Source organism: Streptomyces sp. AgN23, from assembly GCF_001598115.1.
Classification (GTDB): domain Bacteria; phylum Actinomycetota; class Actinomycetes; order Streptomycetales; family Streptomycetaceae; genus Streptomyces; species Streptomyces antimycoticus.
The window spans coordinates 9,338,595-9,361,489 of sequence record NZ_CP007153.1; the positions used below are offsets into that span (position 1 = coordinate 9,338,595).

General features: G+C 73.1%; 24 protein-coding genes, 2 pseudogenes and 1 riboswitch. Of the genes and pseudogenes, 15 read left to right on the forward strand and 11 right to left on the reverse strand.

Going from position 1 to position 22,895, the window contains the following annotated elements; genetic code table 11:
• The first annotated feature begins 25 nt into the window (after nt 1–25).
• The gene (locus tag AS97_RS40425; RefSeq protein ID WP_059148444.1) at nt 26–1,114 is read left to right on the forward strand and encodes an NAD-dependent epimerase/dehydratase family protein; all 1,089 of its coding nucleotides are present in this window, start codon (nt 26–28) and stop codon (nt 1,112–1,114) included.
• 211 nt (nt 1,115–1,325) lie between these two features.
• The gene (locus AS97_RS40430; RefSeq protein ID WP_059148445.1) at nt 1,326–2,393 is read left to right on the forward strand and encodes a phosphatidylinositol-specific phospholipase C domain-containing protein; all 1,068 of its coding nucleotides are present in this window, start codon (nt 1,326–1,328) and stop codon (nt 2,391–2,393) included.
• 46 nt (nt 2,394–2,439) lie between these two features.
• On the opposite strand, the gene AS97_RS40435 is transcribed toward AS97_RS40430, so the two are convergent.
• Both AS97_RS40435 and AS97_RS40440 read right to left on the reverse strand, forming a co-directional pair.
• The gene (locus AS97_RS40435) at nt 2,440–2,652 is read right to left on the reverse strand and encodes a dodecin (RefSeq protein WP_059148446.1); all 213 of its coding nucleotides are present in this window, start codon (nt 2,650–2,652) and stop codon (nt 2,440–2,442) included.
• A gap of 84 nt (nt 2,653–2,736) precedes the next feature.
• Nucleotides 2,737–3,198 (reverse strand): universal stress protein, encoded by a 462-nt coding sequence (locus AS97_RS40440; RefSeq protein WP_125759700.1) that lies wholly within the window; start codon nt 3,196–3,198, stop codon nt 2,737–2,739.
• Between the two features lie 106 nt (nt 3,199–3,304).
• On the opposite strand from AS97_RS40440, the gene AS97_RS40445 reads away from it, so the two are divergent.
• Together AS97_RS40445 and AS97_RS40450 are read left to right on the forward strand one after the other, a co-directional pair.
• On the forward strand, nt 3,305–4,156 hold the full coding sequence (locus AS97_RS40445) for a metallophosphoesterase (protein WP_059148448.1): 852 nt from the start codon (nt 3,305–3,307) through the stop codon (nt 4,154–4,156).
• Between the two features lie 234 nt (nt 4,157–4,390).
• Complete coding sequence (locus AS97_RS40450) at nt 4,391–5,683, forward strand: cytochrome P450 (RefSeq protein ID WP_125759701.1); 1,293 nt, start codon at nt 4,391–4,393, stop codon at nt 5,681–5,683.
• On the opposite strand, the gene AS97_RS40455 is transcribed toward AS97_RS40450, so the two are convergent.
• Nucleotides 5,646–6,416, reverse strand: a complete 771-nt coding sequence (locus tag AS97_RS40455) for a DUF4239 domain-containing protein (RefSeq protein ID WP_086710937.1) — start codon at nt 6,414–6,416, stop codon at nt 5,646–5,648. The two genes, AS97_RS40450 and AS97_RS40455, sit on opposite strands and share 38 nt — an antisense overlap.
• A gap of 33 nt (nt 6,417–6,449) precedes the next feature.
• Entirely contained in the window at nt 6,450–6,602 is a 153-nt protein-coding gene (locus AS97_RS40460) for a hypothetical protein (protein WP_156107818.1), read from the reverse strand.
• Between the two features lie 136 nt (nt 6,603–6,738).
• Here AS97_RS40460 and AS97_RS48765 point away from each other — a divergent pair, with 136 nt between their 5' ends.
• Nucleotides 6,739–6,951 carry a hypothetical protein gene (locus AS97_RS48765; protein WP_210566629.1) on the forward strand — a complete coding sequence of 71 codons (213 nt, stop codon included), beginning with the start codon at nt 6,739–6,741 and terminating at the stop codon, nt 6,949–6,951.
• Nucleotides 6,952–7,373: 422 nt separating this feature from the next.
• Here the strand turns inward: AS97_RS48765 and AS97_RS40470 are convergent, their stop codons facing one another.
• Both AS97_RS40470 and AS97_RS40475 read right to left on the reverse strand, forming a co-directional pair.
• Nucleotides 7,374–8,189: a crotonase/enoyl-CoA hydratase family protein gene (locus tag AS97_RS40470; RefSeq protein WP_201724642.1), complete on the reverse strand. Its 816-nt coding sequence runs from the start codon at nt 8,187–8,189 to the stop codon at nt 7,374–7,376.
• A complete protein-coding gene (locus AS97_RS40475) occupies nt 8,186–9,832 on the reverse strand; it encodes an acyl-CoA dehydrogenase family protein (protein WP_086709769.1) in 1,647 nt (548 codons plus the stop codon). The genes AS97_RS40470 and AS97_RS40475 overlap by 4 nt, the downstream gene beginning before the upstream one ends.
• 115 nt (nt 9,833–9,947) lie before the next feature.
• Here AS97_RS40475 and AS97_RS40480 point away from each other — a divergent pair, with 115 nt between their 5' ends.
• Nucleotides 9,948–10,709 carry a PaaX family transcriptional regulator C-terminal domain-containing protein gene (locus AS97_RS40480; RefSeq protein ID WP_210566630.1) on the forward strand — a complete coding sequence of 254 codons (762 nt, stop codon included), beginning with the start codon at nt 9,948–9,950 and terminating at the stop codon, nt 10,707–10,709.
• A 638-nt stretch (nt 10,710–11,347) separates the two neighbouring features.
• On the opposite strand, the gene AS97_RS40485 is transcribed toward AS97_RS40480, so the two are convergent.
• Nucleotides 11,348–12,352, reverse strand: coding sequence for a LacI family DNA-binding transcriptional regulator (locus AS97_RS40485; RefSeq protein ID WP_210566631.1), 1,005 nt, complete (start codon nt 12,350–12,352; stop codon nt 11,348–11,350).
• A 179-nt stretch (nt 12,353–12,531) separates the two neighbouring features.
• Here AS97_RS40485 and AS97_RS48020 point away from each other — a divergent pair.
• From AS97_RS48020 to AS97_RS40520, 8 genes and pseudogenes are all read left to right on the forward strand, one after another.
• A pseudogene (locus AS97_RS48020) lies at nt 12,532–12,662 on the forward strand (SDR family oxidoreductase); the annotation flags it as partial.
• Nucleotides 12,663–12,746: 84 nt separating this feature from the next.
• On the forward strand, nt 12,747–13,367 hold the full coding sequence (locus AS97_RS40490; protein ID WP_210567392.1) for a TetR/AcrR family transcriptional regulator: 621 nt from the start codon (nt 12,747–12,749) through the stop codon (nt 13,365–13,367).
• A gap of 35 nt (nt 13,368–13,402) precedes the next feature.
• Nucleotides 13,403–13,567, forward strand: a pseudogene (locus AS97_RS40495) (acetyl-CoA C-acetyltransferase); the annotation flags it as partial.
• 148 nt (nt 13,568–13,715) lie between these two features.
• A complete protein-coding gene (locus AS97_RS40500; protein ID WP_059144671.1) occupies nt 13,716–14,138 on the forward strand; it encodes a septal ring lytic transglycosylase RlpA family protein in 423 nt (140 codons plus the stop codon).
• Between the two features lie 13 nt (nt 14,139–14,151).
• Nucleotides 14,152–14,847, forward strand: coding sequence for a hypothetical protein (locus AS97_RS40505; protein WP_059144567.1), 696 nt, complete (start codon nt 14,152–14,154; stop codon nt 14,845–14,847).
• On the forward strand, nt 14,844–15,767 hold the full coding sequence (locus AS97_RS40510) for a MauE/DoxX family redox-associated membrane protein (protein ID WP_210566632.1): 924 nt from the start codon (nt 14,844–14,846) through the stop codon (nt 15,765–15,767). Before AS97_RS40505 ends, AS97_RS40510 begins: the two co-directional genes overlap by 4 nt.
• Before the next feature lie 239 nt (nt 15,768–16,006).
• Nucleotides 16,007–16,867 (forward strand): ribonuclease BN, encoded by an 861-nt coding sequence (locus AS97_RS40515; RefSeq protein WP_210566633.1) that lies wholly within the window; start codon nt 16,007–16,009, stop codon nt 16,865–16,867.
• Between the two features lie 144 nt (nt 16,868–17,011).
• Nucleotides 17,012–17,755 (forward strand): Mut7-C RNAse domain-containing protein, encoded by a 744-nt coding sequence (locus AS97_RS40520; protein WP_125758532.1) that lies wholly within the window; start codon nt 17,012–17,014, stop codon nt 17,753–17,755.
• A gap of 80 nt (nt 17,756–17,835) precedes the next feature.
• Here AS97_RS40520 and AS97_RS40525 read toward each other — a convergent pair whose 3' ends face one another.
• On the reverse strand, nt 17,836–18,681 hold the full coding sequence (locus AS97_RS40525; protein WP_210566634.1) for a glutathione S-transferase C-terminal domain-containing protein: 846 nt from the start codon (nt 18,679–18,681) through the stop codon (nt 17,836–17,838).
• A gap of 330 nt (nt 18,682–19,011) precedes the next feature.
• Nucleotides 19,012–19,158: riboswitch (SAM riboswitch) on the reverse strand.
• 86 nt (nt 19,159–19,244) lie between these two features.
• A complete protein-coding gene (locus tag AS97_RS40530) occupies nt 19,245–20,390 on the reverse strand; it encodes a PP2C family protein-serine/threonine phosphatase (protein ID WP_059144572.1) in 1,146 nt (381 codons plus the stop codon).
• A gap of 83 nt (nt 20,391–20,473) precedes the next feature.
• Here AS97_RS40530 and AS97_RS40535 point away from each other — a divergent pair, with 83 nt between their 5' ends.
• Nucleotides 20,474–21,262 (forward strand): DNA-formamidopyrimidine glycosylase family protein, encoded by a 789-nt coding sequence (locus tag AS97_RS40535; RefSeq protein WP_125758535.1) that lies wholly within the window; start codon nt 20,474–20,476, stop codon nt 21,260–21,262.
• Between the two features lie 51 nt (nt 21,263–21,313).
• Here AS97_RS40535 and AS97_RS40540 read toward each other — a convergent pair whose 3' ends face one another.
• Both AS97_RS40540 and AS97_RS40545 read right to left on the reverse strand, forming a co-directional pair.
• Nucleotides 21,314–22,291 (reverse strand): CU044_5270 family protein, encoded by a 978-nt coding sequence (locus tag AS97_RS40540; protein ID WP_086706748.1) that lies wholly within the window; start codon nt 22,289–22,291, stop codon nt 21,314–21,316.
• Entirely contained in the window at nt 22,288–22,884 is a 597-nt protein-coding gene (locus AS97_RS40545; RefSeq protein ID WP_210566635.1) for a sigma-70 family RNA polymerase sigma factor, read from the reverse strand. The genes AS97_RS40540 and AS97_RS40545 overlap by 4 nt, the downstream gene beginning before the upstream one ends.
• Between the last annotated feature and the right edge of the window lie 11 nt (nt 22,885–22,895).

Genomic DNA, 22,895 nt, shown 5'->3' on the forward strand with positions numbered 1-22,895 from the left:
CGACGCGGCCGAAGGGAGCGGACACATGGGCATCAAGCAGGGCATGCGTGTGGTGGTGGTCGGGGCCACCGGCAACGCCGGTACGAGCGTCGTCCGCGCGCTCGGCGAGGCCCCGGACATCGAGTCGATCGTGGGCGTCGCCCGCAGGGTGCCCGACTGGTCGCCGCCGAAGACCACCTGGGTACGGGCGGACATCGGACGGGACAGCGGTGAGGAGGCCGATCTCGTACGGCACTTCGAGGGCGCCGACGCGGTCATCCACCTCGCCTGGCTGATCCAGCCCAGCCACCGGCCCGCCGTCACCTGGGACACCAATGTCCTCGGCAGTGTCCGGGTCTTCGAGGCGGTGGCGCGGGCCGAGGTGCCGGTACTGGTGTACGCCTCCTCGGTGGGCGCCTACTCGCCCGGCCCCGAGGACGGCCGCCCGGTGGACGAGTCCTGGCCCACCCACGGCTGGCCGGAGGCCGCGTACTGCCGTGAGAAGGCGTATGTGGAGCGGGTGCTCGACGCCTTCGAACGGGAGCATCCGCAGATCCGGGTGGTGCGGATGCGGCCGGGCTTCCTCTTCAAGGAGGAGGCGGCGGCCGAGCAGCGCCGGCTGTTCATGGGGCCGTTCCTGCCCCGGCGGCTGATCCGCTCCAGCTTCCTGCCCGCGGTCGTCGACCTGCCCGGGCTGCGCCTCCAGGTCCTGCACAGCGACGACGCCGCCGAGGCGTACCGCCTGGCGCTCGGCCGCCAGGTGCGCGGTGCCTTCAACCTCGCGGCCGAACCGCCGGTCGACGGCGAGACGCTGGCCGGACTCCTGGACGCACGGACGGTGCGGATCCCGCGCGTCGCCGCTCGCTCGGCCATGGCCACGGCCTGGCATCTGCGTCTGCTGCCTCCCTCGCCCCAGCTGCTCGACGCGGCCCTGCGGCTCCCGCTGATGGACACCACCCGTGCCCAGGAGGAACTGGGCTGGCGGCCCCGGCACACCGCCGTCGAGACGCTCCGGGAGTTCCTCACCGGGCTGCGGCGCGGTACCAGTATGGAACAGACCGCCCCGCTGGCCGCCAAGCTGCCCGGCGGGCGGCCGCGCGAGGCCGCGACGACCGGTGTGGGGGAGCGCCCCTGACCCGAGCAGCTGATCCGGACCGCGCCCGGGCCGGGGCGCGGTCCGGGTGGGAAACGGCCCCCAGCCGTGTGAGACGCGGCACATGAGACGGGCTCAGCGGCAGCACCGCCGCGGGGCCCGTCCCGCTGTGCCCGTTGCCCCTCGTAACCCGTGACGCGACTCCCGTACGCTTCTGCCCAGTTGGTCGGGATGTCGACGAGGGTGGGGACACATGGGCAGGGTGGGGACTTCGGTGCGCGGTCATGCCCGGCGCACGGGAACGGTGGCGGTCGCCGTGGCGGCCGCCGCACTGTGTCTGACGGCACCGGCGGAGGCCCGGCCGGCCGCCGCGGACGATCCGTCCTATTCCGCCACCACCTCGGTGGGGGTGCACAACGCCTACGAAAAGGCCAAGTACCCGTACTTCGCCGACGCGCTCGACTCCGGCGCCTCGCTCCTGGAACTCGACGTATGGACCAATGCGTTCGGAGCCGGCTGGCGGGTCTCGCACAGCAATCCGCTCGGCAACGACAACAACTGCGAGAACGCCACCGGCCCGGACCAGCTGCGCACCAAGCCGCGCGACCAGAGCCTGACCGGCTGCCTCGCCGATATGCGGGCCTGGCACGAGGCCCATCCCGGTCACCGTCCCGTCTTCATCAAGGTGGAGATGAAGGACGGCTTCTACGGCAAGAGCGGACGCGGCCCGGGCGACCTCGACACCCTCCTCGGCGCCACGCTGGGCGACGCGCTGCTGCGCCCGGCCGATGTGGTGGGCGGCCACGCCGACCTCGACGAGGCGGTGCGGGCGGACGGCTGGCCGTCCCGTTCCGCGCTCGCGGGCAAGTTCATCGTCGAGCTGATCCCGGGCACGGTCGAGGAGAACAACCCGCTGGACACGCTGTGGACCGACCGTGAGTACGCCACCCATCTGCGGGACCTGTCCGCCGCCGGGAAGCTCGGCCAGGCCGCCGCCTTCCCCGCCGTCCACGGCGCCGCCGCGGGCGACCCGCGCACCCGCTACACCGATGCCACCCTCCGGCCGTGGTTCGTGGTCTTCGACGGGGACGCGTCCACGTATGTCACCACTGGCGTGGACACCGCCTGGTACGACAACCGCCACTACCTGCTGATCATGACGGACGCGCACAACGTGGCGCCCGCGATCGACGGCACCAGCCCCACCGAGGACCAGGCGCGCACGCGGGTGTCCGAACTCGCCGCCCGGCACGCCAGCTTCGCGACCGCCGACTGGTATCCGCTGCCGTCCGTGCTCTCCACCGTCGTGCCCCGTGGCTGAGCACGCCACCGCCGGGGCCGTGCCCGCTGTGCGGGCCCGGCCGGGGTCAGTCGGGGTCCTCGAGCCGGAATCCGATCTTCAGCCCCACCTGGTAGTGCGCGATCCGGCCGTCCTCGATATGCCCGCGGACCTGACCGACCTCGAACCAATCGAGGTTGCGCAGCGTCTTGGAGGCACGGCCGATGGCGGTGCGGATCGCGTCGTCGACGCTCTCGGCGGACGAGCCGACGATCTCGGTCACCCGGTAGGTGTGGGCCATGGCAGTCTCCCCGGTCCATGGGGTGGTCCGTTCGTTTCTCCCACGGTGCCTCACCGCGCCGGGCTCCGCGAGCCGGCAGGGGCCCTACGGCACCACCGTGACCGGCCAGCGGCCCGCCTTCACCAGCCGTACGGCCACCGAGCCGATGAAGCGGTGCCCGGCCTGCTCGGACGCGCCCACCACCACGGCGTCGGCCTTCAGCTCATCGGCCGCCTGGGCCAGGCCGTTGTACGGATCGCCCCGGAAGGTGTGGAACTCCCAGCGCACGTCGAAGACCCCGCGCCGCCGCTCGGCGGCCTCCCGCATCTCCGTCATCAGCTCCTCGGCCACCTCGCCGGTGGTGTCGGCCACCGGGGCACCCAGCGCCGCCCCGGCGGCCAGCACCGGCTGGATGTAGACCACGACGAGCAGCGCCTTTTGGCGTCTGGCCAGTCCGGCCGCGTAGGCCGTGGCACGCCAGGAAGATTCGGAACCGTCCAGTCCGGCCACGATGACCTTGGGCCCGTCGGTTCCCCGTTCAAAAGACGGAGGGAGTTTGTCGACCACATCTGCGAGGCTAGCGCCAGGGACGGTCCGGTGATCACCCGGCCCGTCCCGCGGCGCGTGAGCACCGCGACCGCGTCATGACCGCCACCGTACGACAGGAGAGACAATGGGTGGCACCCACGGGGGCGAACTCCTCGCAATCAGCGACCTGCATGTGGCCTATTCGGAGAACCGGGCGATCGTGGAGCGGCTGCGGCCCGGCTCCGACGACGACTGGCTGATCGTCGCGGGGGACGTCGGCGAGGTCTTCTCCGAGATCGAGGAGGTCCTCGGCCTGCTGAGCGAGCGTTTCGCCAAAGTCATCTGGTCACCGGGAAACCACGAGCTGTGGACCCATCCCAAGGACCCCTTGGAAGTCCGGGGGGTGGCGCGCTACGAAGCACTGGTGGAGATGTGCCGGGCGAAGGGCATCGTCACCCCCGAGGACCCCTACCCCCTCTGGGAAGGCATCGGCGGGCCGCTGGTCATCGCCCCGCTGTTCCTGCTCTACGACTACACCTTCCGCCTCGACGGCATGGCCACCAAGGAGGCCGCCCTGGCCCATGCCCATGAGGTGGGCGTCGTCTGCACCGACGAGCACTTCCTGCACCCCGACCCCTACCCCACCCGCGACGCGTGGTGCCGGGCCCGGGTGGCCGAGACCGAGGCCCGGCTGGCGGCCGTCGATCCGGGGCTGCGGACCGTGCTCATCAACCACTGGCCGATGACCCGGCTGCCCACCCGGGTGCTGCGCTATCCCGACTTCGCGCTGTGGTGCGGCACCGAGCTGACCGCCGACTGGCATGTGCGGTTCCGGGCCGAGACCGTCGTCTACGGCCATCTGCACATCCCCCGGACCACGGTGGAGGACGGGGTGAAGTTCCAGGAGGTCTCCGTCGGCTACCCCCGGGAGTGGAAGGCCCACGGCCGGCTGCCGGAGGACCCGCTGCGCCGGATCCTCCCGGTGCCGGTGCCGTAGGGGCCGCGCGGCGTCCGACGGGCTCACGGTCTCCGGCGGGCCCGGGGCGTCCGGCGGGCCCGGGGCGTCCGATGGGCCCGGGGCGTCCGATGGGCCCGCGGGGTCCGGTGGGCTCGCGGGGTCCGATGGGGTCGAGGCGCCTGATGGGCTCAGGGTGTTTTGGGTGGGCTCAGGGGGTCGGTGGGCTCCGGGCGTCTTGACGGGCCCGGAGGGCGGCGCCGTACGGTCTCGGCTGTGAACCCTGTCGAGGCGTTCCTTCCCGAGACCTACACCGCCGGTGTCCCCTACGCGCTCTTCGCCGAACTGCGCACCACCCGCCCGGTCTGCCGGATCGAGGAGCCCGCGGTCGGGGCCTGGCCGGCCGGCCCCGGCTTCTGGGCGGTGTTCCGGCACGCCGACGTCAAACACGTCCTGCGTACCCCCGAGGTCTTCTCCTCCCACCTCGGGGCCACCCAGATCCGCGACCCCGACACCCCCGCCGATCTGGAGTTCGTGCGGGCGATGATGCTCAACCAGGACCCGCCCGACCACTCCCGCGGCCGCCGTATCGTCGCCGCGGCCTTCACCCCGCGCGCCGTACGGGAGCTGGAGGAGGTCATCGAAGAGCGCGCGGCGGCGCTCGTGGACTCCGTGGCCGGGCGCGGCGAGACCGACTTCGTCGAGCTCGCCGCCGATCTGCCGGTCTGGACCCTCGCCCATGTGATGGGCATCCCCGAGGGCGACCGGCGGCTGCTCTTCGACTGGGCCAGCAGGGTCATCGGCTACCAGGACGACGACTACGCCGGATCGTCCACCACGGCCCTCGAGGAGCTGAGCCCCATGGGGCGCGCCGCCCTCGCCCGCCGACCGGCCCCTGCGGCGCGACGTCCCGACGGCCGGCCGATGAACCCGCGCTCCCGCGAGGCCCTGGCCGATATGTTCGCCTACGCCCACGCGCTCGCCGAGCGGCCCCGTCCGGGCAGTGTGATGGCGCGGATGCGCGAGGGCGGGCTGAGCCGGGACGAGTTCGAGAACATGTTCTTCCTCTTCGCCGTGGCGGGCAACGAGACGCTGCGCAACGGCATCCCCGGCGGGCTGCTCACCCTGCTCGACCACCCCGAGAGCCTGCGGCTGCTGCGCGACCGGCCCGAGCTGACCGTCCCCGCGGTGGAGGAGATGCTGCGCTTCTGGCCGCCCGTCATCGACTTCCGGCGCACCGCCACCCGCGATGTGGAACTGGGCGGACAGCTCATCCGCCGCGGTGAGAAGGTCGTCGTCTTCCACGCATCGGCCAATCGCGACGAGACGGTCTTCACCGACCCCGACCGGTTCGACATCACCCGCGCCCCCAACGACCATCTGAGCTTCGGTTTCGGACCACATGTCTGCCTGGGCGCGCATCTGGCCCGCGTCCAGATGCGGGCCATGCTGCGCGCCGCCCTGGACCGGCTGCCGGGGCTGCGCCGGGCGGGTGACCCGGTGCGGCTCACCTCCAACTTCCAGAACGGGCTCAAGACCCTCCCCGTGCGCTGGGGAACAGATCGGTGAAGGCCGTGGTCGAGTCGCCGACCGACCGGCCGAAGGGCGCGTCGAAGTCCCAGACCAGGAAGAGCAGGAAGACGATGAGCGCGGTGAACATCACCGCGAGCATCAGCTCCCGGGGCGAGCGGCGGATCTGCAGGGTGAAGACCAGCCCGACCACCAGCGCCGCGCCCAGCACCAGGCCGAACCAGACCAGATGGGGCATCGTGGGTCCCGCGCTCTGCTGCCGGGCGTTCCGCGCGTCGTCCACGGCGGCCACCTGATCCACCATCGGCTGATACGCCTGCGACTGGAGATCGCTGTGCGGTGTCGCGAAGGTGACGTCGTGGCGCAGGGTCTTCAGCAGCTCGCCGCCCCGGTCGGTGAGCTCGCCCTTGTCGATCATCACCTTGAACTCCGTGTGCACCACATGGCGCACATACGCGTCCACATCGTCGCGGATGCGGTCGCGCACCGGGCCGGGGTAGACGTTCGCCCGCTCGACCACCTCGTGCAGTGCCTGCGCCTCCGTACGGACCCCGTCCTGCGCGGCGGAGCGTGCCTCCCAGACGCCGGCGATCGCCAGGCCCAGCACGATCGCGTAGACCACGCCGATCATCATGATCATGTAGTCGAGGACATCGGGGGTCTCGTCCGGATCGTCCTCGTCCCCGAGCCTGCGGGCGTTGAGGACCGCACCGGTGATCACGACCGCGCAGGTCCCGGCCATCACCAGGACCATAATCAGCCATTCGGGCATGCATAACCTCCCAGGCGGTTCGACGGTGAGCCGTCAGCCGCGCCGCCCGCCGCGCCCGCCGGAGCGCGAACGCGGACGGAGTGCGGCGGCCGCGAGGACCGCGGGCGCGGTGAGCAGCAGGGTGAAGGTGACCAGGGAGGTGCCGCTGTCGGGCTTCTCGCGCGGGGGCTTCTGATACGCGTGCACCTCGACGGCACGGGTCCTGGTCGGTGTGGGAACCGGCGTGGGGGGTGAGGCCGGAGGCTTGGTACGCGGGGGCGGGGGCGGCAGCGGAAGCGCGGGCTCGGGTGTGGGCCCCGGCGTGGGAAGCCGCGGAGAGGGCGTGGGGGAGGGGACTCGCGGCGTCCGGGTGGGCGTGGGAGTCGGACTCGGGGTCCGCGTGGGCGTGGGCGTAGGGGTCGGCGTGGCGGACGGGCTGGGGGTGGGCGTCGGGGTCGGTGTCGGCGTCGGGGTGGGCGTGGGAGTCGGCGTGGGCGTCGGGGTCGGCGTAGGTGTGGGGGTCGGCGTGGGCTTCGGCTTGTGGCACCAGCCGTAGTGGGCGAAGAAGCCGACCGGGCCCGCCGAGGCGGCGACGCAGACGCACAGGCCCGGACCGATCCGGATCTTCACCCAGACGTGCGGTCCGTGGTCCGGGCCCCTGGTCCCGGACTCGGGCCGGGCGCCGGCCGTCGGCCGTGGGGAGGCGGACGCGGTCGCCGGGCCGTCACCGTCCTGGTCGGCCAGGGCTGTCGCCCCCGCCGAAGCGAGGACGAGGGCAGTGGTCAGGACCCCCGCACGCCATACGCGCTGCCATCGCTTCACGAGGAGATGTTCCGCCGAACGGACGCCCGCCAGCCGTGTGAACACCGGGATTCCCCCGAATAGGGGAATAGACCCGGACATCGGCGCGTGGAGGTTTACCGGAGGACATTCACCTCATGGCGTTCAGCTCTGCCCGCGGCGGCCCCCCGCCCCTGGTCACAGCTCGCCGAAGCTCCCGTGCCGACCCGCGCCCGCCGCGAACCGCGCCGCGCCGTCCAGCCCCTCGGCCAGCGTGGCCTGACCGTGGCGCAGCTCCCGCGCCATGGCCTCGTCCTCCGGCAGCCCCTCCTGTCCCAGGAGCGAGGCCCGGTCCGAGCGCAGACACCTCTGCGGGAAGCCGGCGATCCGGGACGCCAGCCGCTCCGCCTCCGCGCGCGCCCGTCCCGGCGGTACGAGGCGGTTGGCGAGCCCGATGGCGTACGCCTCGTCGGCCGGCACCGGCCGCCCCGTCAGCACCAGGTCCATCGCCCGGCTCGCGCCGATCAGCCGTGGCAGCCGTACCGTTCCGCCGTCGATCAGCGGGACGCCCCAGCGGCGGCAGAACACCCCGAAGACCGCGTCCTCCTCGGCGACGCGCAGATCGCACCAGAGCGCCAACTCCAGCCCGCCCGCCACGGCGTGGCCGCTGATCGCCGCGATCACCGGCTTGGACAGCCGCAGCCGGGTGGGTCCCATCGGGCCGTCGCCGTCCTCGGCCACCCGATTGCCGCGCGCTGTGCCGACCGCCTTCAGGTCGGCGCCGGAGCAGAAGGTGCCGCCCTCGCCCCACAGCACCGCGACCCGCGCCTCCGGGTCGGCGTCGAAGGCGCGGAAGGCGTCGGCCAGCGCCGTGGCGGTCGTGCCGTCGACGGCGTTGCGTACCTCGGGGCGGGAGAGCACGACCGTGGTGACCGGCCCTTCCCGCTCTGTGCGAACCGTAAGGGCCGCACCGGCCGCGTCCACGGCGTTCCCCGCGTCCTCCGTGGGCGTCACCGCGTGTCCTTCGGGCGGGCGCGCTCCAGGATCGGGCCGGTGTCCGTACCGGGCGGCAGGGTGCCGAAGGCATGCCCCCAGTCCCCGTCGAGCCGCGAGGCGCAGAACGCGTCGGCGACCGCCGGGTGGCTGTACCGCACCAGCAGACTGCCCTGCAGCACCAGCGTCATCTGCTCGGCCAGCCGGCGCGCCAGCAACTGTGCCCGCTCGGGGTCGGCGAGCTGCGGCAGCAGCCCGCGCAGCCGGTCCACGGCCGCGTCCAGCCGCGCGTCGGCCCCGGCCGCGGTGCCGACCTCGGCCAGGAACGCCTCCAGCGCACCTGACTCCCGGCTCAGCGCGCGCAGCACATCGAGCGCCGCGACATTCCCCGAGCCCTCCCAGATCGACAGCAGGGGCGCCTCGCGATAGAGGCGCGGCATGCCGGACTCCTCCACATAGCCGTTGCCGCCCAGGCACTCCAGGGCCTCGGCGGCGTGGGTGGAGCCGCGCTTGCACACCCAGTACTTGCTCACCGCGAGCCCCAGCCTGCGCAGCGCCGCCTCGCCCTCGTCCCCGGCCTCCGCACGGTCCAGGGCGGTCGCGAGCCGCATCGCGAGCGTCGTGGCCGCCTCCGACTCCACCGCCAGATCGGCGAGCACATTGCGCATCAGCGGCTGGTCGACCAGCTCGGTGCCGAACGCCCGGCGGTGCTCGGCGTGGTGCAGCGCCTGCCGCAGCCCGGCCCGCATGCCCGCCGCCGAGCCGATGACACAGTCCAGCCGGGTGACGTTGACCATCTCCACGATGGTCCGCACCCCGCGGCCCGGTTCGCCGACCCGCCAGGCCATGGCGGACTCGTACTCGATCTCGGCCGACGCGTTCGAGCGGTTGCCCAGCTTGTTCTTGAGCCGCATCAGCCGCAGCGGGTTGCGGCTGCCGTCCGGCAGCACCCGGGGCACCAGGAAGCAGGTGAGCCCCTCCTCCGTCTGGGCCAGCGTCAGGAAGACATCGCTCATCGGCGCGGAGGTGAACCACTTGTGGCCGGTGAGGACGTAGTTACCGGCACCGTCCGGTACGGCCCGGGTGGTGTTGGCGCGGACGTCCGAGCCGCCTTGCTTCTCCGTCATCGACATGCCCGCGATCAGGCCCCGCTTGGCGAGCGGCGGCCGCAGTCCGAAGTCGTAGGTGCGGGCGGCCAGCAGCGGTTCGTACCCGGCGGCGAGTTCCGGTTCCGCGCGCAGCGCCGGGACCGCGGCGTACGTCATGGAGATCGGGCAGCCATGGCCGGGCTCGGCCTGCGCGAAGGCGTAGAACTTGGCCGCGCGCACCAGATGGGCGCCGGGGCGGCTCTCGCTCCACGCCGCCGCGTGCTGGCCGCTCTGCACGGCGACGTCCATCAGCCGGTGGTAGGCGGGGTGGTACTCGACCTCGTCGATGCGATGGCCGTAGCGGTCATGGGTGTGCAGCACCGGGGAGTGCTCCTCGGCCATCCGCGCCCAGTCCTGGACCTCCGCGGAACCGGCCCGCGCGCCCAGGTCCCGCACCTCCGACTCGCCCCAGCCGCCGCCGTCCCGCCGCAGGGCCTCCAGCAGGGCTGGGTCGTCCGCCGTGCTGAAGCCGACGAGCGGCGGGGCCTGGTTGAGGACCTCGTGCGTAGCGCTCATGGCAGACATCTCCTCGTTCGCGGCGGTCTCCCGGGGCCGGGGGCCGATGGGGCGGCGACCTTACACTTCCATCATGCGCGATTAATAACTGTAATGGATAGGGTTTCGCGTAACCATGGACGACACCGGCACCGGCACCGACACCGGAACGCTCACCCTGCGGCCGCTGACCGCGCGCTCGATCGTGCTCAGCACCCTGCTGGGCCATCACCCGCCCCAGCTGCCCGCCCGCGCGCTGGTACGCGTCGGCGCGCTCTTCGGCACCGCCGAGGGCACCATCCGGGTCGCGCTCACCCGTATGGTCGCGGCCGGTGACCTGGAGCAGAGCGACGGCGCCTACCGGCTCACCGACCGCCTGCTGGCCCGCCAGGCGCGGCAGGACGAGAGCCGCGCCCCCCGCACCCGGCGCTGGGACGGCGGCTGGGAGATCGCGATCGTCACCTCCGACCGGCGCGAGGCGGCCGAGCGTGCCGCCCTCCGCCAGGCCATGGCCGCCCTGCGCCTGGCCGAACTGCGCGAGGGCACCTGGCTGCGCCCCGCCAATCTCGTCCACCCGCGCCCGGACGTCGCCGCCGAGCAGTGCGGCTGGTTCACAGGCGCGCCGGAGGGCGATCCGGCCGAACTCGCCGCGCGCCTATGGGACCTGGACGGCTGGGCCCGCCAGGCCAGGCTGCTCGGCGCGGCGCTGGACGAGGCGGAGGAACCGGCCGAGCGGTTCACCGTCGCCGCCGCGGCCCTCCGGCACCTCCTCGCCGACCCTGTCCTCCCCGCGCGGCTGCTGCCGGAGGACTGGCCGGGTGCCGAGCTACGGCGTCGCTATGACGGATTCGAACGGGACTTTCGGGCGTGGCTGCCGCGGTATGCGGGTGGCGGCTGACCGGGGCGGTGGGTCCGTCGGGGGTGTACGGGGTGGGTCCGTCGGGGTGTACGGGGCGGGGGCGGTTCGGGCTGTGCGGCTCGGTCGGGTGCCGGTTTCGTTTCGCGCCTTCGGCGCAATTGAGCAGCGGCGGCGGGAGTGGGGGCGCGGCGCCGTCGCCGGGTGGCGGGTCCATGGGTGTTGGGCGCCGGTGGCGGCTCCCCTGGCCAGGAGCTGGAGTCGGTGCCGGACAGCCGGGGGGTTGGGGTACCCCTCTCAAAAACGTTTGACAAATTAGTTGCTTCAGATCAAGCGTTTTTTCGAGGGGTACCCCAACCCCCTGCCAGCTCGGCGGATGGCGACCGGAGGATCCGCTCCCGGCAGCCCGGCAGCCCGGCAGCCCGGCGGTCCCGCAGTCCGGCAACGGCCTCAGCCCCGGGCGCAGGCGCCGCCACCGGCGCTCGCCCCCACCGACGCGGCGCCCGGCGGCGGCGCCCCGCCCCCCATCCCCTGCCCCGCTGCTCAATTGCGCCGAAGGCGCGAGACGAAACCCGCACTCAACAGAGCCGAGTAGCCCACGGCGGGTACGGTCCGGATGGGTTCCGGGGGCGGTGCAGTCCGTAGGGCGCCCCCGTCGCGCCCTCCATATCGCCCCTCGGCTATGCCGACTCGCGAATCACCAACTCCGTGGGCAACACCAGCGCCGGTTCGATCGTCTCCCCGGCCGTCAGGCGCAGCAGCTGACGGGCCAGCCGGCGGCCGATGCCGCCGATCGGCTGGCGCACGGTGGTCAGCGGGGGTTCGGTGTAGCGCGCGGGCTCGATGTCGTCGAAGCCGACCACCGCCACGTCGTCGGGCACCCGTCGGCCGGACTGGCGCAGTGCGCGCAGCACCCCGATCGCCATCAGGTCGGAGGCCACGAACACCGCGTTCAGCCGCGGCTCCCGGTCCAGCAGCTCCCGTATCGCGACCGCCCCGGACTCCTGGGTGAAGTCACCGAACGCAACGTACGCCTCCCGCCGCGCCGCGGACAGCGCCGTCCGGTAGCCGGAGAGCCGGTCGATCCCGGCGACCATGTCCTGGGGGCCCGCGACCGTGGCGATACGGGTGCGCCCGGAGCGGACCAGGTGCTCCACGGCCAGCGCCGCGCCCGCCGCGTTGTCCACCCCCACGTACGGCGGCGAGGCCGGGCTCAGTACCCGCTCGTTGCAGACCACGGGGATGCCCATGCGGGCCAGTGCGGCCGGGAGCGGATCGGCGCCGTGCATCGAGGCGACCATGACCCCGTCGACGTGGCGGGCCAGGGCGAAGCGCTCGATGCGGTCACGGCTGGCGGGGGAGCGGGCCATCATCAGCACCAACTGCTTGTCCGCGGACTCCAGCTCCTGGCTCACCCCGCGCACCACGCCCGGGAAGAACCGGTCGTCGGAGAAGACCCGGCCCGGCTCCTCGGGGAGCACCAGTGCGAAGGAGTCGGTGCGCTGGGTGACCAGGCTGCGGGCCGCCTGGTTGGGGATGTAGCCCAGCTCCTGGATGGCGTCCAGCACCGCCTCTCGGCTCTCCTCGGCAACCTTGGTGGAGCCGTTGACGACACGGGAGACCGTGGCGCGCGAGACTCCCGCGCGCCGCGCCACGCTCTCCAGGGTGGGCCGGGCTCGGTGCATCCGCGCATACCTCGCTGTGTGCTCACTGATGGTCGGTACAGCATGGATCAAGACCGGTCAGGGCGCGAGAACGCGGGCACGGCACATCGACGGAGAACCCCCGGTCGGAGCGCAGGGCGCGTGCCTTACGGATCCCCGGCGACGCCCATGGGCGCCGGCTCGAGGAGACGGTGGCCGCGCTCACCGAGCGCGAGGCGTTCGGCCGGTCGCCGAGCCCTGGGAGGTGGCCACCGTCATCGTCTTCCTGGCCAGCGGCTGCTCGTCGTACATGACCGGCGAGAAGGTGTCCGTGAGCGGTCAGCACGCATGAGGCGAGAATGAGAACGTGCCGAATTCCACCAGGACCCGCGCTTCCACCGGAAACAGTGCGAAGAAGAGCGAGAAGAAGACGACCGTGAGCCCGTCCGCCGAGCGACGGCGCGAACTGCTCTCGACCGCGGCGGAGGTCTTCGCCGCCCAGGGGTACAACGCGACCACCGTCCGCCGGATCGCGGACGAGGCGGGGATGCTCGCCGGCAGCCTCTACTACCACTTCGACTCCAAGGAGTCGATGGTCGACGAGATCCTCTCCACCTTCCTGGACGAGCTCTGGGCCGGATACGAGGCGGTGCTCGGCGCCGGACTCGGCCCCCGGGAGACCGTCGAGGCACTCGTCACCGAGTCCTTCCGGGAGATCGACCGGCACCGCGCCGCCGTCGCGATCTACCAGAAGGAGTCCAAGCACCTGGCCGCCCAGCCGCGCTTCGGCTATCTCACCGAGTCGCAGCTGAGGTTTGAGCGGGCGTGGCTGGGCGCGCTGGAGCGCGGAGTGGCCGAGGGGGTCTTCCGCGCCGACCTCGACATCCGGCTGGCGTACCGCTTTCTGCGCGACACCGTATGGGTCGCCGCCTCGTGGTACCGGCCGGGCGGACAGCACAGCCCCGAGGAGATCGCCCGCCAGTACCTGTCGATGGTGCTGGACGGCATCACTCCCCGAGAACGGCAAGAGCAACAAGAACGGCGAGAACGACCGTAAGGCCGTCATGGCCTGAGGGGTTTCAACGAGCTGACATGCCCGAGGCATACATCGTCGAAGCGGTGAGGACGCCGGTGGGGCGGCGGAAGGGCGGGCTCTCCTCCGTCCCCCCCCCCGCTGACCTCGGCGCGCACGTCCTGCGCACGCTGATGGAGCGCTCGGGCGCCGATCCGGCCGCCGTCGAGGACGTCGTCTTCGGCTGGCCGACGTCACGATGGTCGAGCGGCTGTAAGGGACCCGACCGCTGACGAGGACTCCCGACCGGACGCCCTCCCGTGGCGGCCGTGTCCGGCCCCACGGATGATGGTGCTGCTCCGAGGGCCCGACCGAAGCCGGGAGGACAGCGGCATGGCGTGCGGATCGACCAAGCTCTGGAACGGCGAGGCCACCTGGTTCTGTTGTGGCAACGCCTGGGGTCCGTGCGCCTCGGCAGGCGGCGGCGCGTGCGGCACCTGTCGCTCCAGCGCCCTGCAGGCGGCCTGGCCCAACGCCTCCAAGGCGTGCTGGGACATCACCCGGCCGGACCTGTGCGGCGAGGACATACCCCGGCGCGGCTGCGGCTCCGTGATGAAGGTGCGCCATGACTGCTCGGGCGCGAGCGTCTGCGTCACCGTCAGCGACTGCGGCCCGCGCACCCGTAGCTTCTGCTCCGAGTCCACCTGCTGCGACGGGGTCTGCCGCACCAATCGCGTCATCGACCTCACCCCCGCCGCCTTCTCCGCCATCGGCAGCCTGAGCTCCGGCACTCTGCCGGTCTCCATCTTCGAATGAGGCGGGCCCGGCCATGAGCGCGTACCGAACCGGCGACCCCCTCGACCGCCGTCGCTTCCTCACCGCCGCCGCCCTCCGCGGCGCAACCGTCATCGGCACGGGAGCCCTGACCACGGGAGCCCTGAGCACGGGAGTCCTCGGCACCGGAGTCATCGGGGCGACCGCCCTGGGCGCCGTGGACGCCGACGCCGCCTTCGCCGCGCCCATCCGCCCCCTGGACCCCGCGGTCGCCGAGAGCGCCTTCGCCGAGGGGCGGATCACCGCGATCAACCAGGACGTCCTGGAGGTCGCGGGCTCCTACGGCGACCACTCCCGGGTGCGGGTCACGAACGCCACCAGTGTCTGGAAGGCCCGGGCCACCACCGCGGCCGACATCGAGACCGGCGACGGGCTCTACGCCCGCGGCCTCCCCCTGCCCGACGGCACCCTCGCCGCCGACGCGGTGTGGGTCAACATCGTGAACCTCCACGCCACCATCCGCGGTATCGAGAAGACCCGGCTGCATCTCGCCCACGGGCAGCACGAGATCGTCGGCAACCTCATGGCGCAGACCACCAGCGCCTCGTACGGCGACGCCTCGCCCACCGCCGATCTGTCCCGGCTCACCATCGGGCAGAGCGCTCAGGTCCTGGGCGCGTGGCGGCCGTCCGACGGTTCCGTGGACCTCGTCCGGGTCGCGGTCGCGCCCGGCGCGGGGAGGCGGCGGTGAGCGCCCTGGTCTGCGCCCTGGTCCCGCTGGTGCTCGCCGGGGTGCTCGGACCGGCCGGGGCGGGCAAGCTGTTCGGCCGGGGCACCGCCCGGCAGGCGCCTCGTACCGCGCTCGCACGGCTGCTGCGCGACGGCGGCCGGGCCGCGCTCGTCCTCCGCGCCCTCGGCGCGGTCGAACTCCTCCTCGCCGCCGCGCTGCTGGCGCCACCCGCGACCCCGCTCCCGGGAGCGGCGGCCGCCCTCCTCGGCGCGGCCTTCCTCGGCTATCTCGGCTATGCCCGCACCGCCGCGCCCGGCTCCTCCTGCGGCTGTACGGCACGGCAGGACGCCCCCCTCACCTGGCGCGCCTTCGCCCGCGCCGCCGTGGTTCTCGCGGGCGGGGTCGTGGCGGCTCTGGCCCAGCAGCCCTGGTGGACCGCGGCGGCCCGCCGTCCGGCCGCGGCGCTGTGCCTGGTCCTGGCCGCGGCGGCGGTTCTGACGGCCCTGTCCGCCGATCCGGACCGCCGCTGGCGGATGCCGCTGCGCCGACTGCGACTGCGGATCGCCGGACACCCGCTCGCCGCGACCGGAAACCGCCTGGCCGTGACCGGAAACCGCCTCGCGGCGACCGGACATCCGCTCGGCGCGACCGGAACCCCGGCGGCGGTCCCGGTCGCCGCGACCGTCGAACTGCTGGAGCGCTCGCGCGCCTGGCAGAGCGCCTCCCGCGTGGTGCGCTCCGCGCTGCTGGACCACTGGGACGACGGCGGCTGGCGCATCCTCCAGTTCGCCGGAGTGCACGGCGGCGGCACGGCCGCGAGGCCCGTTCTGGTGCTGTTCGCGGTGGACGCCGCGGCCAGCCTGGACACGGTGCGCGAGCCCGCCGTCCGGGTCAGCGTCATCGACGCGGACAGCGGGGCCCCGGTCATGGCCACGGCGTGAGAGGCCGGCGCTCGGCGGGTAATCTGGATCAAACGAAAACCTCCTGGACAAAACGATCGATCCGCGGGGCGTCCAGCGCAGATGGGTGCCGAGGCGTACAAGGCATGGATGGACAAGCCCGACCGACACCCGTACCGACCGACACCCCTGCCGAGGGGGGCCCGTGGCGCGCGCGCCGCCCGGCGCGCGTTCCCGCCTGCCGGGGGCTGAGCCGGTGGCGCCGGTAGGGGAGTGGGTGTATGTCCGAGCATCGGTCCGCGTCCGGTTCCCGGGGGCCCAGATGGTGGCGGCGGCTGGAGGACGCGTTCCACCGGTCCGCGATCGGACGCGGATGGCGGCGGGGCAGTGATTTCGAGCTGCTGCACCGTGCGATGGGCTTCGCCGCCCTGGGCTTTCTCACCCTGGTGCCCCTGCTGATCGTGGTCGCGGCGGCCGATCCGGTGAACCGGCTCGGATTCGCCCAGTGGCTGGCCGAGGGCCTCGGGCTCTCCCCGACCTCACGGGACGAGGTGCAGGAGCTGTTCTCCCCGCCCAAGCAGGCGCTGGAGTCCACCACCGCCTTCGGTCTGGCCACACTGGCCGTCTTCAGCCTGCGCTTCGGCACGGTGCTGCAGGTCGGCTACGAGAAGGTGTGGGAGCTTCCGGCCGGCCGCTGGCACACCGCCTGGCGCCATCTGGTGTGGTTCGTGGTGCTGATCTGCTATCTGCTGCTCTCCGCCCATCTGGAGCCCGGCATCTCGCGGGTGCTGGTGGCGGTGCTGGGCACGGTGCTGTTCTTCTGGTGGTCGCAGCGGCTGCTGCTCGGCGGGCGGATCGGCTGGGGCGCCCTGCTGCCCGGCGCGCTGGCCACCGGCGTCGGGCTGCTGGGGCTGCGGGTCTTCTCCCAGCTGGTGTTCTCCCCGCTGATCGCCTCCAACGCCGTCTCCTACGGTCCGGTCGGCACCGTCCTGGTCGTCCAGTCCTGGCTGGTCGGCGTCGGATATGTGGTCTTCGGCGGCGCGCTGCTGGGCCGGGTGCTGTACGAGGAGTATCTGCGGATGGTGGCCTGGCGCCGCAAGCGGCGGCGCGACCGGGCCAAGGCGGCCCCACCGGCGGACTGACGCCCCCGCCGACGATCACGCGGGCGTGGCCCGCGGCCCTGGTGCGACGCGTTCCCGCCGGTGACCGCTTCCATGATCGTCAAGCCCGGGGGCGGACCCGAAACGCCGTCGCCTCGGGCCGGGCGCGCCTGGCATGCTGGCGGTGTGAACGGACCCGAGATTCACCTCAGCCTCGCTCCTGAACTGCGATTCTTCGCCGTCCAGGAGCGGCGCCGACCCTGGACGGCCGTGGTCACCGACGGCGCCTCCACCCTCGGCCATGTCGTCGAGTCGCTCGGGGTCCCGCTCACCGAGGTCGGCCGGCTGGTGGTGAACGGCGAGGAGACCGGCGTCTCGCATCTGCCGAGCGCGGGGGAGACCGTGGAGGTCCATCCGGTCGTCCGCCCGCAGCGGGTGCCGGGCGCGCCGCTGCGCTTTCTGCTCGATGTGCACCTGGGCACGCTCGCGCGCCGACTGCGGCTGCTGGGCGTGGACGCCGCGTACGAGAGCGAGGACATCGGCGACCCTGAGCTGGCCGCGCGCTCCGCCGCCCAGCGCCGGGTGCTGCTCTCCCGCGACCGGGGGCTGCTGCGCCGCCGTGAGCTGTGGGCCGGGGCGTATGTCTACAGCGACCGCCCGGATGAGCAACTGCGGGACGTCCTCGGCCGGTTCACCCCGAGCCTGGCGCCCTGGACCCGCTGCACCGCCTGCAACGGCCCGCTGGAGGACGCCGACAAGGAGTCGGTCCGGGAGCTGCTCCAGCACGGCACCCGGCGCACGTATGAGGTCTTCGCCCGCTGCACGGTCTGCGAGCGGGTCTACTGGCGCGGCGCCCACCACGCCCGGCTGGAGGCCATCGTGTCCGGGGCGATGAGCGAGTTCGGCGACGCCCGGGCCGCCCTGTCCTGAGCCGGGCCGGCCTGTCCTGAGTCGGGCCGCCCTGTCCTGCGCCGAGCCGCCGGACAGGGCGCCTGGTCCGGGACGCACGCTCAGGACACGTCGTCCTGGAGGGCCTCCGGAATCGTGGTGTGGAAGGCCGGATGGTCGTGCAGCCGCCGCACATAGGCGCGCAGCTGCTCATGGCGGGAGACCCGCTGGGCCGCGTCGGCGTCCAGGTGGAGCCGGTGCTCGGTGTCGAGCTGGACGAGGGCCACCCACAGGTCCACATCGGCGGCGGTCAGCTCGTCGCCCAGTGCGTACGGTGCGACAGCCAGCCTGCGGTCGAGCCGGCCGAGGGCGGTCAGCAGCCGCTCCAGCGAGACGTCCCGGCACTGCGCCTCGTGCGCCGTCCAGGCCTGCCACGCGGCGTGGGTGATGTCCTCGTCGAGGAGTTCCCGGAGGGCGTCGATGTCCGTGGCGCGGGGCGCCGGGCGCAGCCGGGGACGCCCCGGTCCGCCATGGTTGCTCAGCTGGCCGGCGAGGTCGCGCAGGATGTCGGGCGTGTGGTTGCTGACGACACGCCCGGTCCAGCCGTCGCAGAGGGCAGGCGCGTCCACCGGTCCGCCGTAGCGGTGCCAGGTGGCCTCGTAGGCCCCGCGCAGTGCGGCGAACGCTTCGGGGGTGTCGTCCGGGGGGCCGACGAGGGTGGTGGCGACGGTGTCCCGCAGCCCGAGCAGATCGAGGGTGATCGAGACGCGCAGCGAGAGCGGACAGCTCGCGGAGAGGTAGAGCCGATACCGATGCGGCACCGGATAGAAGCCACCGGCGAGGTCGACGCCGATGCGGCTGCGGAAGCGGTGCGGCGCAGCGGGCGGGGCGATCCGGGGGCCGGGCGGGCAGGGGTCGGGATCGAGAAGAGCGGCAGGACCTGAACTGATCGGAAACGTCTCGGACATGGCTCTCCAAGGCAAGGACGGAGCCCCGGCCCGCCGGTCTGGGCGGCGCCGATGGCGCGACGGAAGGGAAGCCAGCGTGGCGCGTTCGCCGGGAGGGTGCCGGGAGATCCCCGACCCCGGCGCGCTGGGCCGCGCTCGGTGACCGCGTCGATTCAGACGGCTGGACTGGCGGCGCTGCAGATGCGCAGCAGGTCGATGTGGAGACGCCTGGTCAGGAGGTGAAGACGGCGGAGCGGGGACCACGGCCGGGGACGCCGACGGGCGCCGTCCCCGTCGCTGTCGGTCCTGGGCATCTCACCGATCCCATCATCGGGGGCTCGCGAGGCAGCGAGACCGCGCTTGTCCCGTCCACGCCGACGGAACCTGGTCGTCACCCGGGGGCACCCCGTCGCGGGAGAAGGGTTGCCTGTCAGCGAGCCGGGGCCGATGACCCATCTGAGCGGGGGTTCCGCACGGTGGGCGCTGACAATCGTGACCGTCCCTGACAGTGTCGTCGCGCTCCGCGAGGGCGTCAACCCATGCCGAAGTGGCCAACACGGGCCGACGGCACGGTGGATGCCCGCTCAGGGGAACGGCCGCCGCGTGCCGCCGATGGCGCGCTCGATGAGGACCATGGCCGCGTCGTCCGCCAGCCGTCCCTCGGCATGCCGGACCAGGGCGTGGCGCAGCCGGTCCAGGTACTCGCCCGGGGTGGCGCCGTCCAGCGTCTCCATGGTCCGGTGCAGCGGGAAGAACTCGTTGTAGTGGTTGCGGGCCTCGACCACGCCGTCGGTGTGCAGCAACAGCCGGTCACCGGGGAGGAACGGAAAGGTCTCGGCGCGGATCGGGGGAGGGCCGAGGAACTCCTCCAGGCCGAGCGGCGGCAGCGGGCGCGCCGGGTCCAGGGAGCGCACCTTGCGCTCGCGCATCACCAGGGGCGGCGGATGGCCGCGGTTGATCAGCTCGACCAGCGACTCGTCCGACACCTGGGCGAGGAGGACGGTGACGAACTGCTCCTCCAGCTCCTGCGGGTCCTGGAGCTGGGAGCGGTCCAGCAGCTCGTACTCGCGCGCCAGCGCGGCCGCACAGCGGTGCATCACCTCGGACAGGTCCTGCTCGTAGTGCACCGCCTCCCGGAAGGCGCCCACCACGGCCGCGGCGGACCGCACCGCGGCCAGCCCCTTTCCCCGCACATCGCCGACGATCAGCCGCACTCCGTAGCGGGTGCACATCGCCTCGTAGAGGTCCCCGCCGATCTGCGCTCCGCGCTCGGCCGCCATATAGACGCTGGCGGTGTTCACGGCACCGATCCGGGCGGGCAGTGGCCGTAGCACCACGTTCTGGGAGACCTCGGCGATCCGGCGGATATGGGCCAGCTCGCGGTCCCGGCGCACCCGCACCGCGCTGGTCGCCACGCTCGCCACCGCCACCACCAGCAGGGCCAGCAGATTCGCGTACACCACCTCGGTGCCCCACACGCCGTTGTGGGTGGCGGTGATCGCGCTCACCGCGGTGGCCGCCAGCGCCACACCGCCGGTGCCGAACGGCCCCATGGTCACCGCCGCCAGCGCCGGCGCCGGGGAGAGCAGGGGGCCGGTGTAGAGGGTGTGCGCGGGGGAGAGCTCAATGCTGAGCACCGCCGCCAGGACCAGGAACGGCAGACACCGTATGACCGCGAACAGCGTATGGCTGCGACCGCTCGCCCCCGGGGCGAAGCGCATGAATCGCATAACTTGGACTTTATCTGATGAAAGCCCCCAAGGGGGTGGTTCTCCGTAACGCGCGACGGAGGCCCCGGGCGTAGCCTGACGCTATGCCCGAGCTACCGGATGTCGAGGGGTTCCGGCGAACGCTGGCCTCCTGCGCCCAGGGCCACCGCGTCGAGCGGGCGGAGGTGGCCGATGCGGGGGTGCTGCACGGGGTGACCGCGCGGCGGCTGAAGCGCGATCTCAAGGGCCGCCGCTTCGCCGCACCGCGCCGCCACGGCAAGTGGCTGATCGCCCCCACCGACGGGCCCACGGTCGTGGTGCACTTCGGCATGACCGGGCGGCTGGTCTGCGGGGCGGAATCCGAACCGGCCGGCCGGTTCGAGCGCGTCGCCTTCGACCTCGACGACGGCCACCGCCTCGGCTACGAGGACCAGCGCAAACTTCAGGGCATCTGGCTCGCCGCCACCGACGCCGACGTCGACCGGATCCTCGGCGATCAGGGCCCGGACGCCCTCTCCCTGAGCCGGGCCGATCTCGACCGGCTGCTGGCGGGGCGGCGCGGACGCGTCAAGGCCACCCTGACCGACCAGACCGTGATCGCCGGGCTCGGCAACCTGCTCGGCGACGAGATCCTGTGGCGGGCCCGGATCCACCCGCGGCGGCCGGCCAACGCGCTGGCCGACGACGAGCGCGAACGGCTCCACACCGCGATACGCGAGGTGCTGCGCGCCTCGGTGCGGGCGGAGCGGGTGCCGGACGACCCGGACTGGCTCACCGGACAGCGCGACGACCCGGACCCGCACTGCCCCCGCTGCGGCCATCCGCTGCGCCGCGGCCGGATCGCGGGGCGGACCAGCCTGTGGTGCCCCCACTGCCAGCGGGACGGCGACTGACGTGTCTCCGCTTCGGCCCGTGGCCCGCTCGGCGCCCTCGCGTCCGCCCGATCAGGACACCCACGCCTTGTAGGACATCACGTCGCCCGCCTTCAGCCTGTACTCCGGATCGTCCCGGGTGACGGTCTCCTCGACGTCCAGCACGCTGCCGTCGTCCGGATCGAGGACGATCAGCTTCCGCATCCCGGCGGAAGCGGGGGTGAACCGGAACGCCTGCCCCTCCCGGCCGAGCCGGTCGATGACCTTGCCCGCCGGGCGCAGCCCCTCGATCCGGGACAGCAGGGTGACGATGTCCGCCCGCTGGCGCGGACCGGGAGTCCACACCGCGAGAAACGACTCGATGGCCGAGATCAGCTCCGCCGGGTCGCGGTCCGCGCCCGGGGACCAGACGGCGAGATAGGCGCGCAGCTCCGGGGCCCCGGCCGGAGGATCCTCGAAGTAGCTCTCGTTGGCGCCGTTGATACCGGCCGGATACTTCTCATCGCGCAGCACCTTGCCGTCGTGGACCGCGCGTGGCGGCGTACCGTCGGTGATCACCGGGCGGTCCGGGTGGCGCGGATCGACGGCCACTTCCAGGAGCGAACCGCTGCCGTCCGCGTTCCAACGGCTCAGGGACTCCTGCGGAAGAGTCACCGCGTCCTTCCCCGACTCCATGCTCAGCGACCAGGTCCGCAGATGGCTGCCGCGCCGGCTCCTCTCGGAGGAGTCCTCGGCCGCGGCCCGTGCCCGCCGGAGGATCTCGGCGAGCGGCACATCCGCACGGGAGGCATGTGCCACCAGTGGTCTGGGCGCGGCCACGGCGGGGGAGGAGCCGGTGCCCGAGACGGTCAGCGCGAGGGCGAGGATCGTCGCGGCCGCCACGGCCTCCAGGCTCCAGACCGCGCGCCGGACGGTACGGCGCCCCTGGTCCCGGGACGGCAGCCGCCGCAGCAGCAGCTCGGCGCGCGCGTCCAGCGGCCGGTCCCGCCAGGGGCCGGTGTCGGCGGACACGGGGTCGGCCTCGCGGAGCAGATCCAGTTCGTCGGTCATGCGTGTCCACCCTTGTGGGCCTTGTCGGCCCTGTCAGCCCAGTCGGCCATGTCGCTCTTGCCGCTCGTGCACCCCAGCGAGACCCGGTCGTCCCGGCGCAGGGTCTCTATCTGCTCCCGCAGCCGCCGCCGAGCCCGGTGCAGCCGCATCGCCGCGGCGGACCGGCCGCACCCCAGCACGGTGCTGAGCTCCTCGACGGTCAGCTCCTCCCACGCCGTCAGCCGCAGCACTTCCTGGTCGGCCTCGGCGAGCCGGGCCAGCGCCTCCAGCACCCAGGAACCCGGCCGCTCCGTGTCCGGGCTCGCCACGGTGCGCCCACCGCGCGTCACCTCGTGGTGCCCCAGCTTGGCCAGCAGCCTGCGGTAACGGCCCTTGCCGCGCACGGTGTTGGCCAGACAGTGCCGGGCCACCCCGTACAGCCACGGCAGCGGTGACTCGGGCAGTTCGGCCCGGCGCCGCCAGGCCACCGCGAAGACCTCGGCGACCACCTCCTCGACCTCCCACGCCTGGTCGTCCAGCCGCCGTGCCACAAAACGGCTGACCGCCCAGTAATGCTCACGGTAGGCGGCGTCGAAGGCGTCGTCGGTGCTCATGATCCGAAGGT

What these genes read in the sequence shown, in the direction of transcription:
- AS97_RS40475 (WP_086709769.1), bottom strand. Translation starts at nt 9,832, where the DNA reads ATGAGCGCTACGCACGAGGTCCTCAACCAGGCCCCGCCGCTCGTCGGC.
- AS97_RS40540 (WP_086706748.1), bottom strand. Translation starts at nt 22,291, where the DNA reads ATGACCGACGAACTGGATCTGCTCCGCGAGGCCGACCCCGTGTCCGCC.
- AS97_RS40485 (WP_210566631.1), bottom strand. Translation starts at nt 12,352, where the DNA reads ATGCACCGAGCCCGGCCCACCCTGGAGAGCGTGGCGCGGCGCGCGGGA.
- AS97_RS40530 (WP_059144572.1), bottom strand. Translation starts at nt 20,390, where the DNA reads ATGCGATTCATGCGCTTCGCCCCGGGGGCGAGCGGTCGCAGCCATACG.
- AS97_RS40505 (WP_059144567.1), top strand. Translation starts at nt 14,152, where the DNA reads ATGAGCGCGTACCGAACCGGCGACCCCCTCGACCGCCGTCGCTTCCTC.
- AS97_RS40455 (WP_086710937.1), bottom strand. Translation starts at nt 6,416, where the DNA reads ATGCCCGAATGGCTGATTATGGTCCTGGTGATGGCCGGGACCTGCGCG.
- AS97_RS40445 (WP_059148448.1), top strand. Translation starts at nt 3,305, where the DNA reads ATGGGTGGCACCCACGGGGGCGAACTCCTCGCAATCAGCGACCTGCAT.
- AS97_RS40430 (WP_059148445.1), top strand. Translation starts at nt 1,326, where the DNA reads ATGGGCAGGGTGGGGACTTCGGTGCGCGGTCATGCCCGGCGCACGGGA.
- AS97_RS40525 (WP_210566634.1), bottom strand. Translation starts at nt 18,681, where the DNA reads ATGTCCGAGACGTTTCCGATCAGTTCAGGTCCTGCCGCTCTTCTCGAT.
- AS97_RS40500 (WP_059144671.1), top strand. Translation starts at nt 13,716, where the DNA reads ATGGCGTGCGGATCGACCAAGCTCTGGAACGGCGAGGCCACCTGGTTC.
- AS97_RS40435 (WP_059148446.1), bottom strand. Translation starts at nt 2,652, where the DNA reads ATGGCCCACACCTACCGGGTGACCGAGATCGTCGGCTCGTCCGCCGAG.
- AS97_RS40535 (WP_125758535.1), top strand. Translation starts at nt 20,474, where the DNA reads ATGCCCGAGCTACCGGATGTCGAGGGGTTCCGGCGAACGCTGGCCTCC.
- AS97_RS40425 (WP_059148444.1), top strand. Translation starts at nt 26, where the DNA reads ATGGGCATCAAGCAGGGCATGCGTGTGGTGGTGGTCGGGGCCACCGGC.
- AS97_RS40480 (WP_210566630.1), top strand. Translation starts at nt 9,948, where the DNA reads ATGGACGACACCGGCACCGGCACCGACACCGGAACGCTCACCCTGCGG.
- AS97_RS40515 (WP_210566633.1), top strand. Translation starts at nt 16,007, where the DNA reads ATGTCCGAGCATCGGTCCGCGTCCGGTTCCCGGGGGCCCAGATGGTGG.
- AS97_RS40545 (WP_210566635.1), bottom strand. Translation starts at nt 22,884, where the DNA reads ATGAGCACCGACGACGCCTTCGACGCCGCCTACCGTGAGCATTACTGG.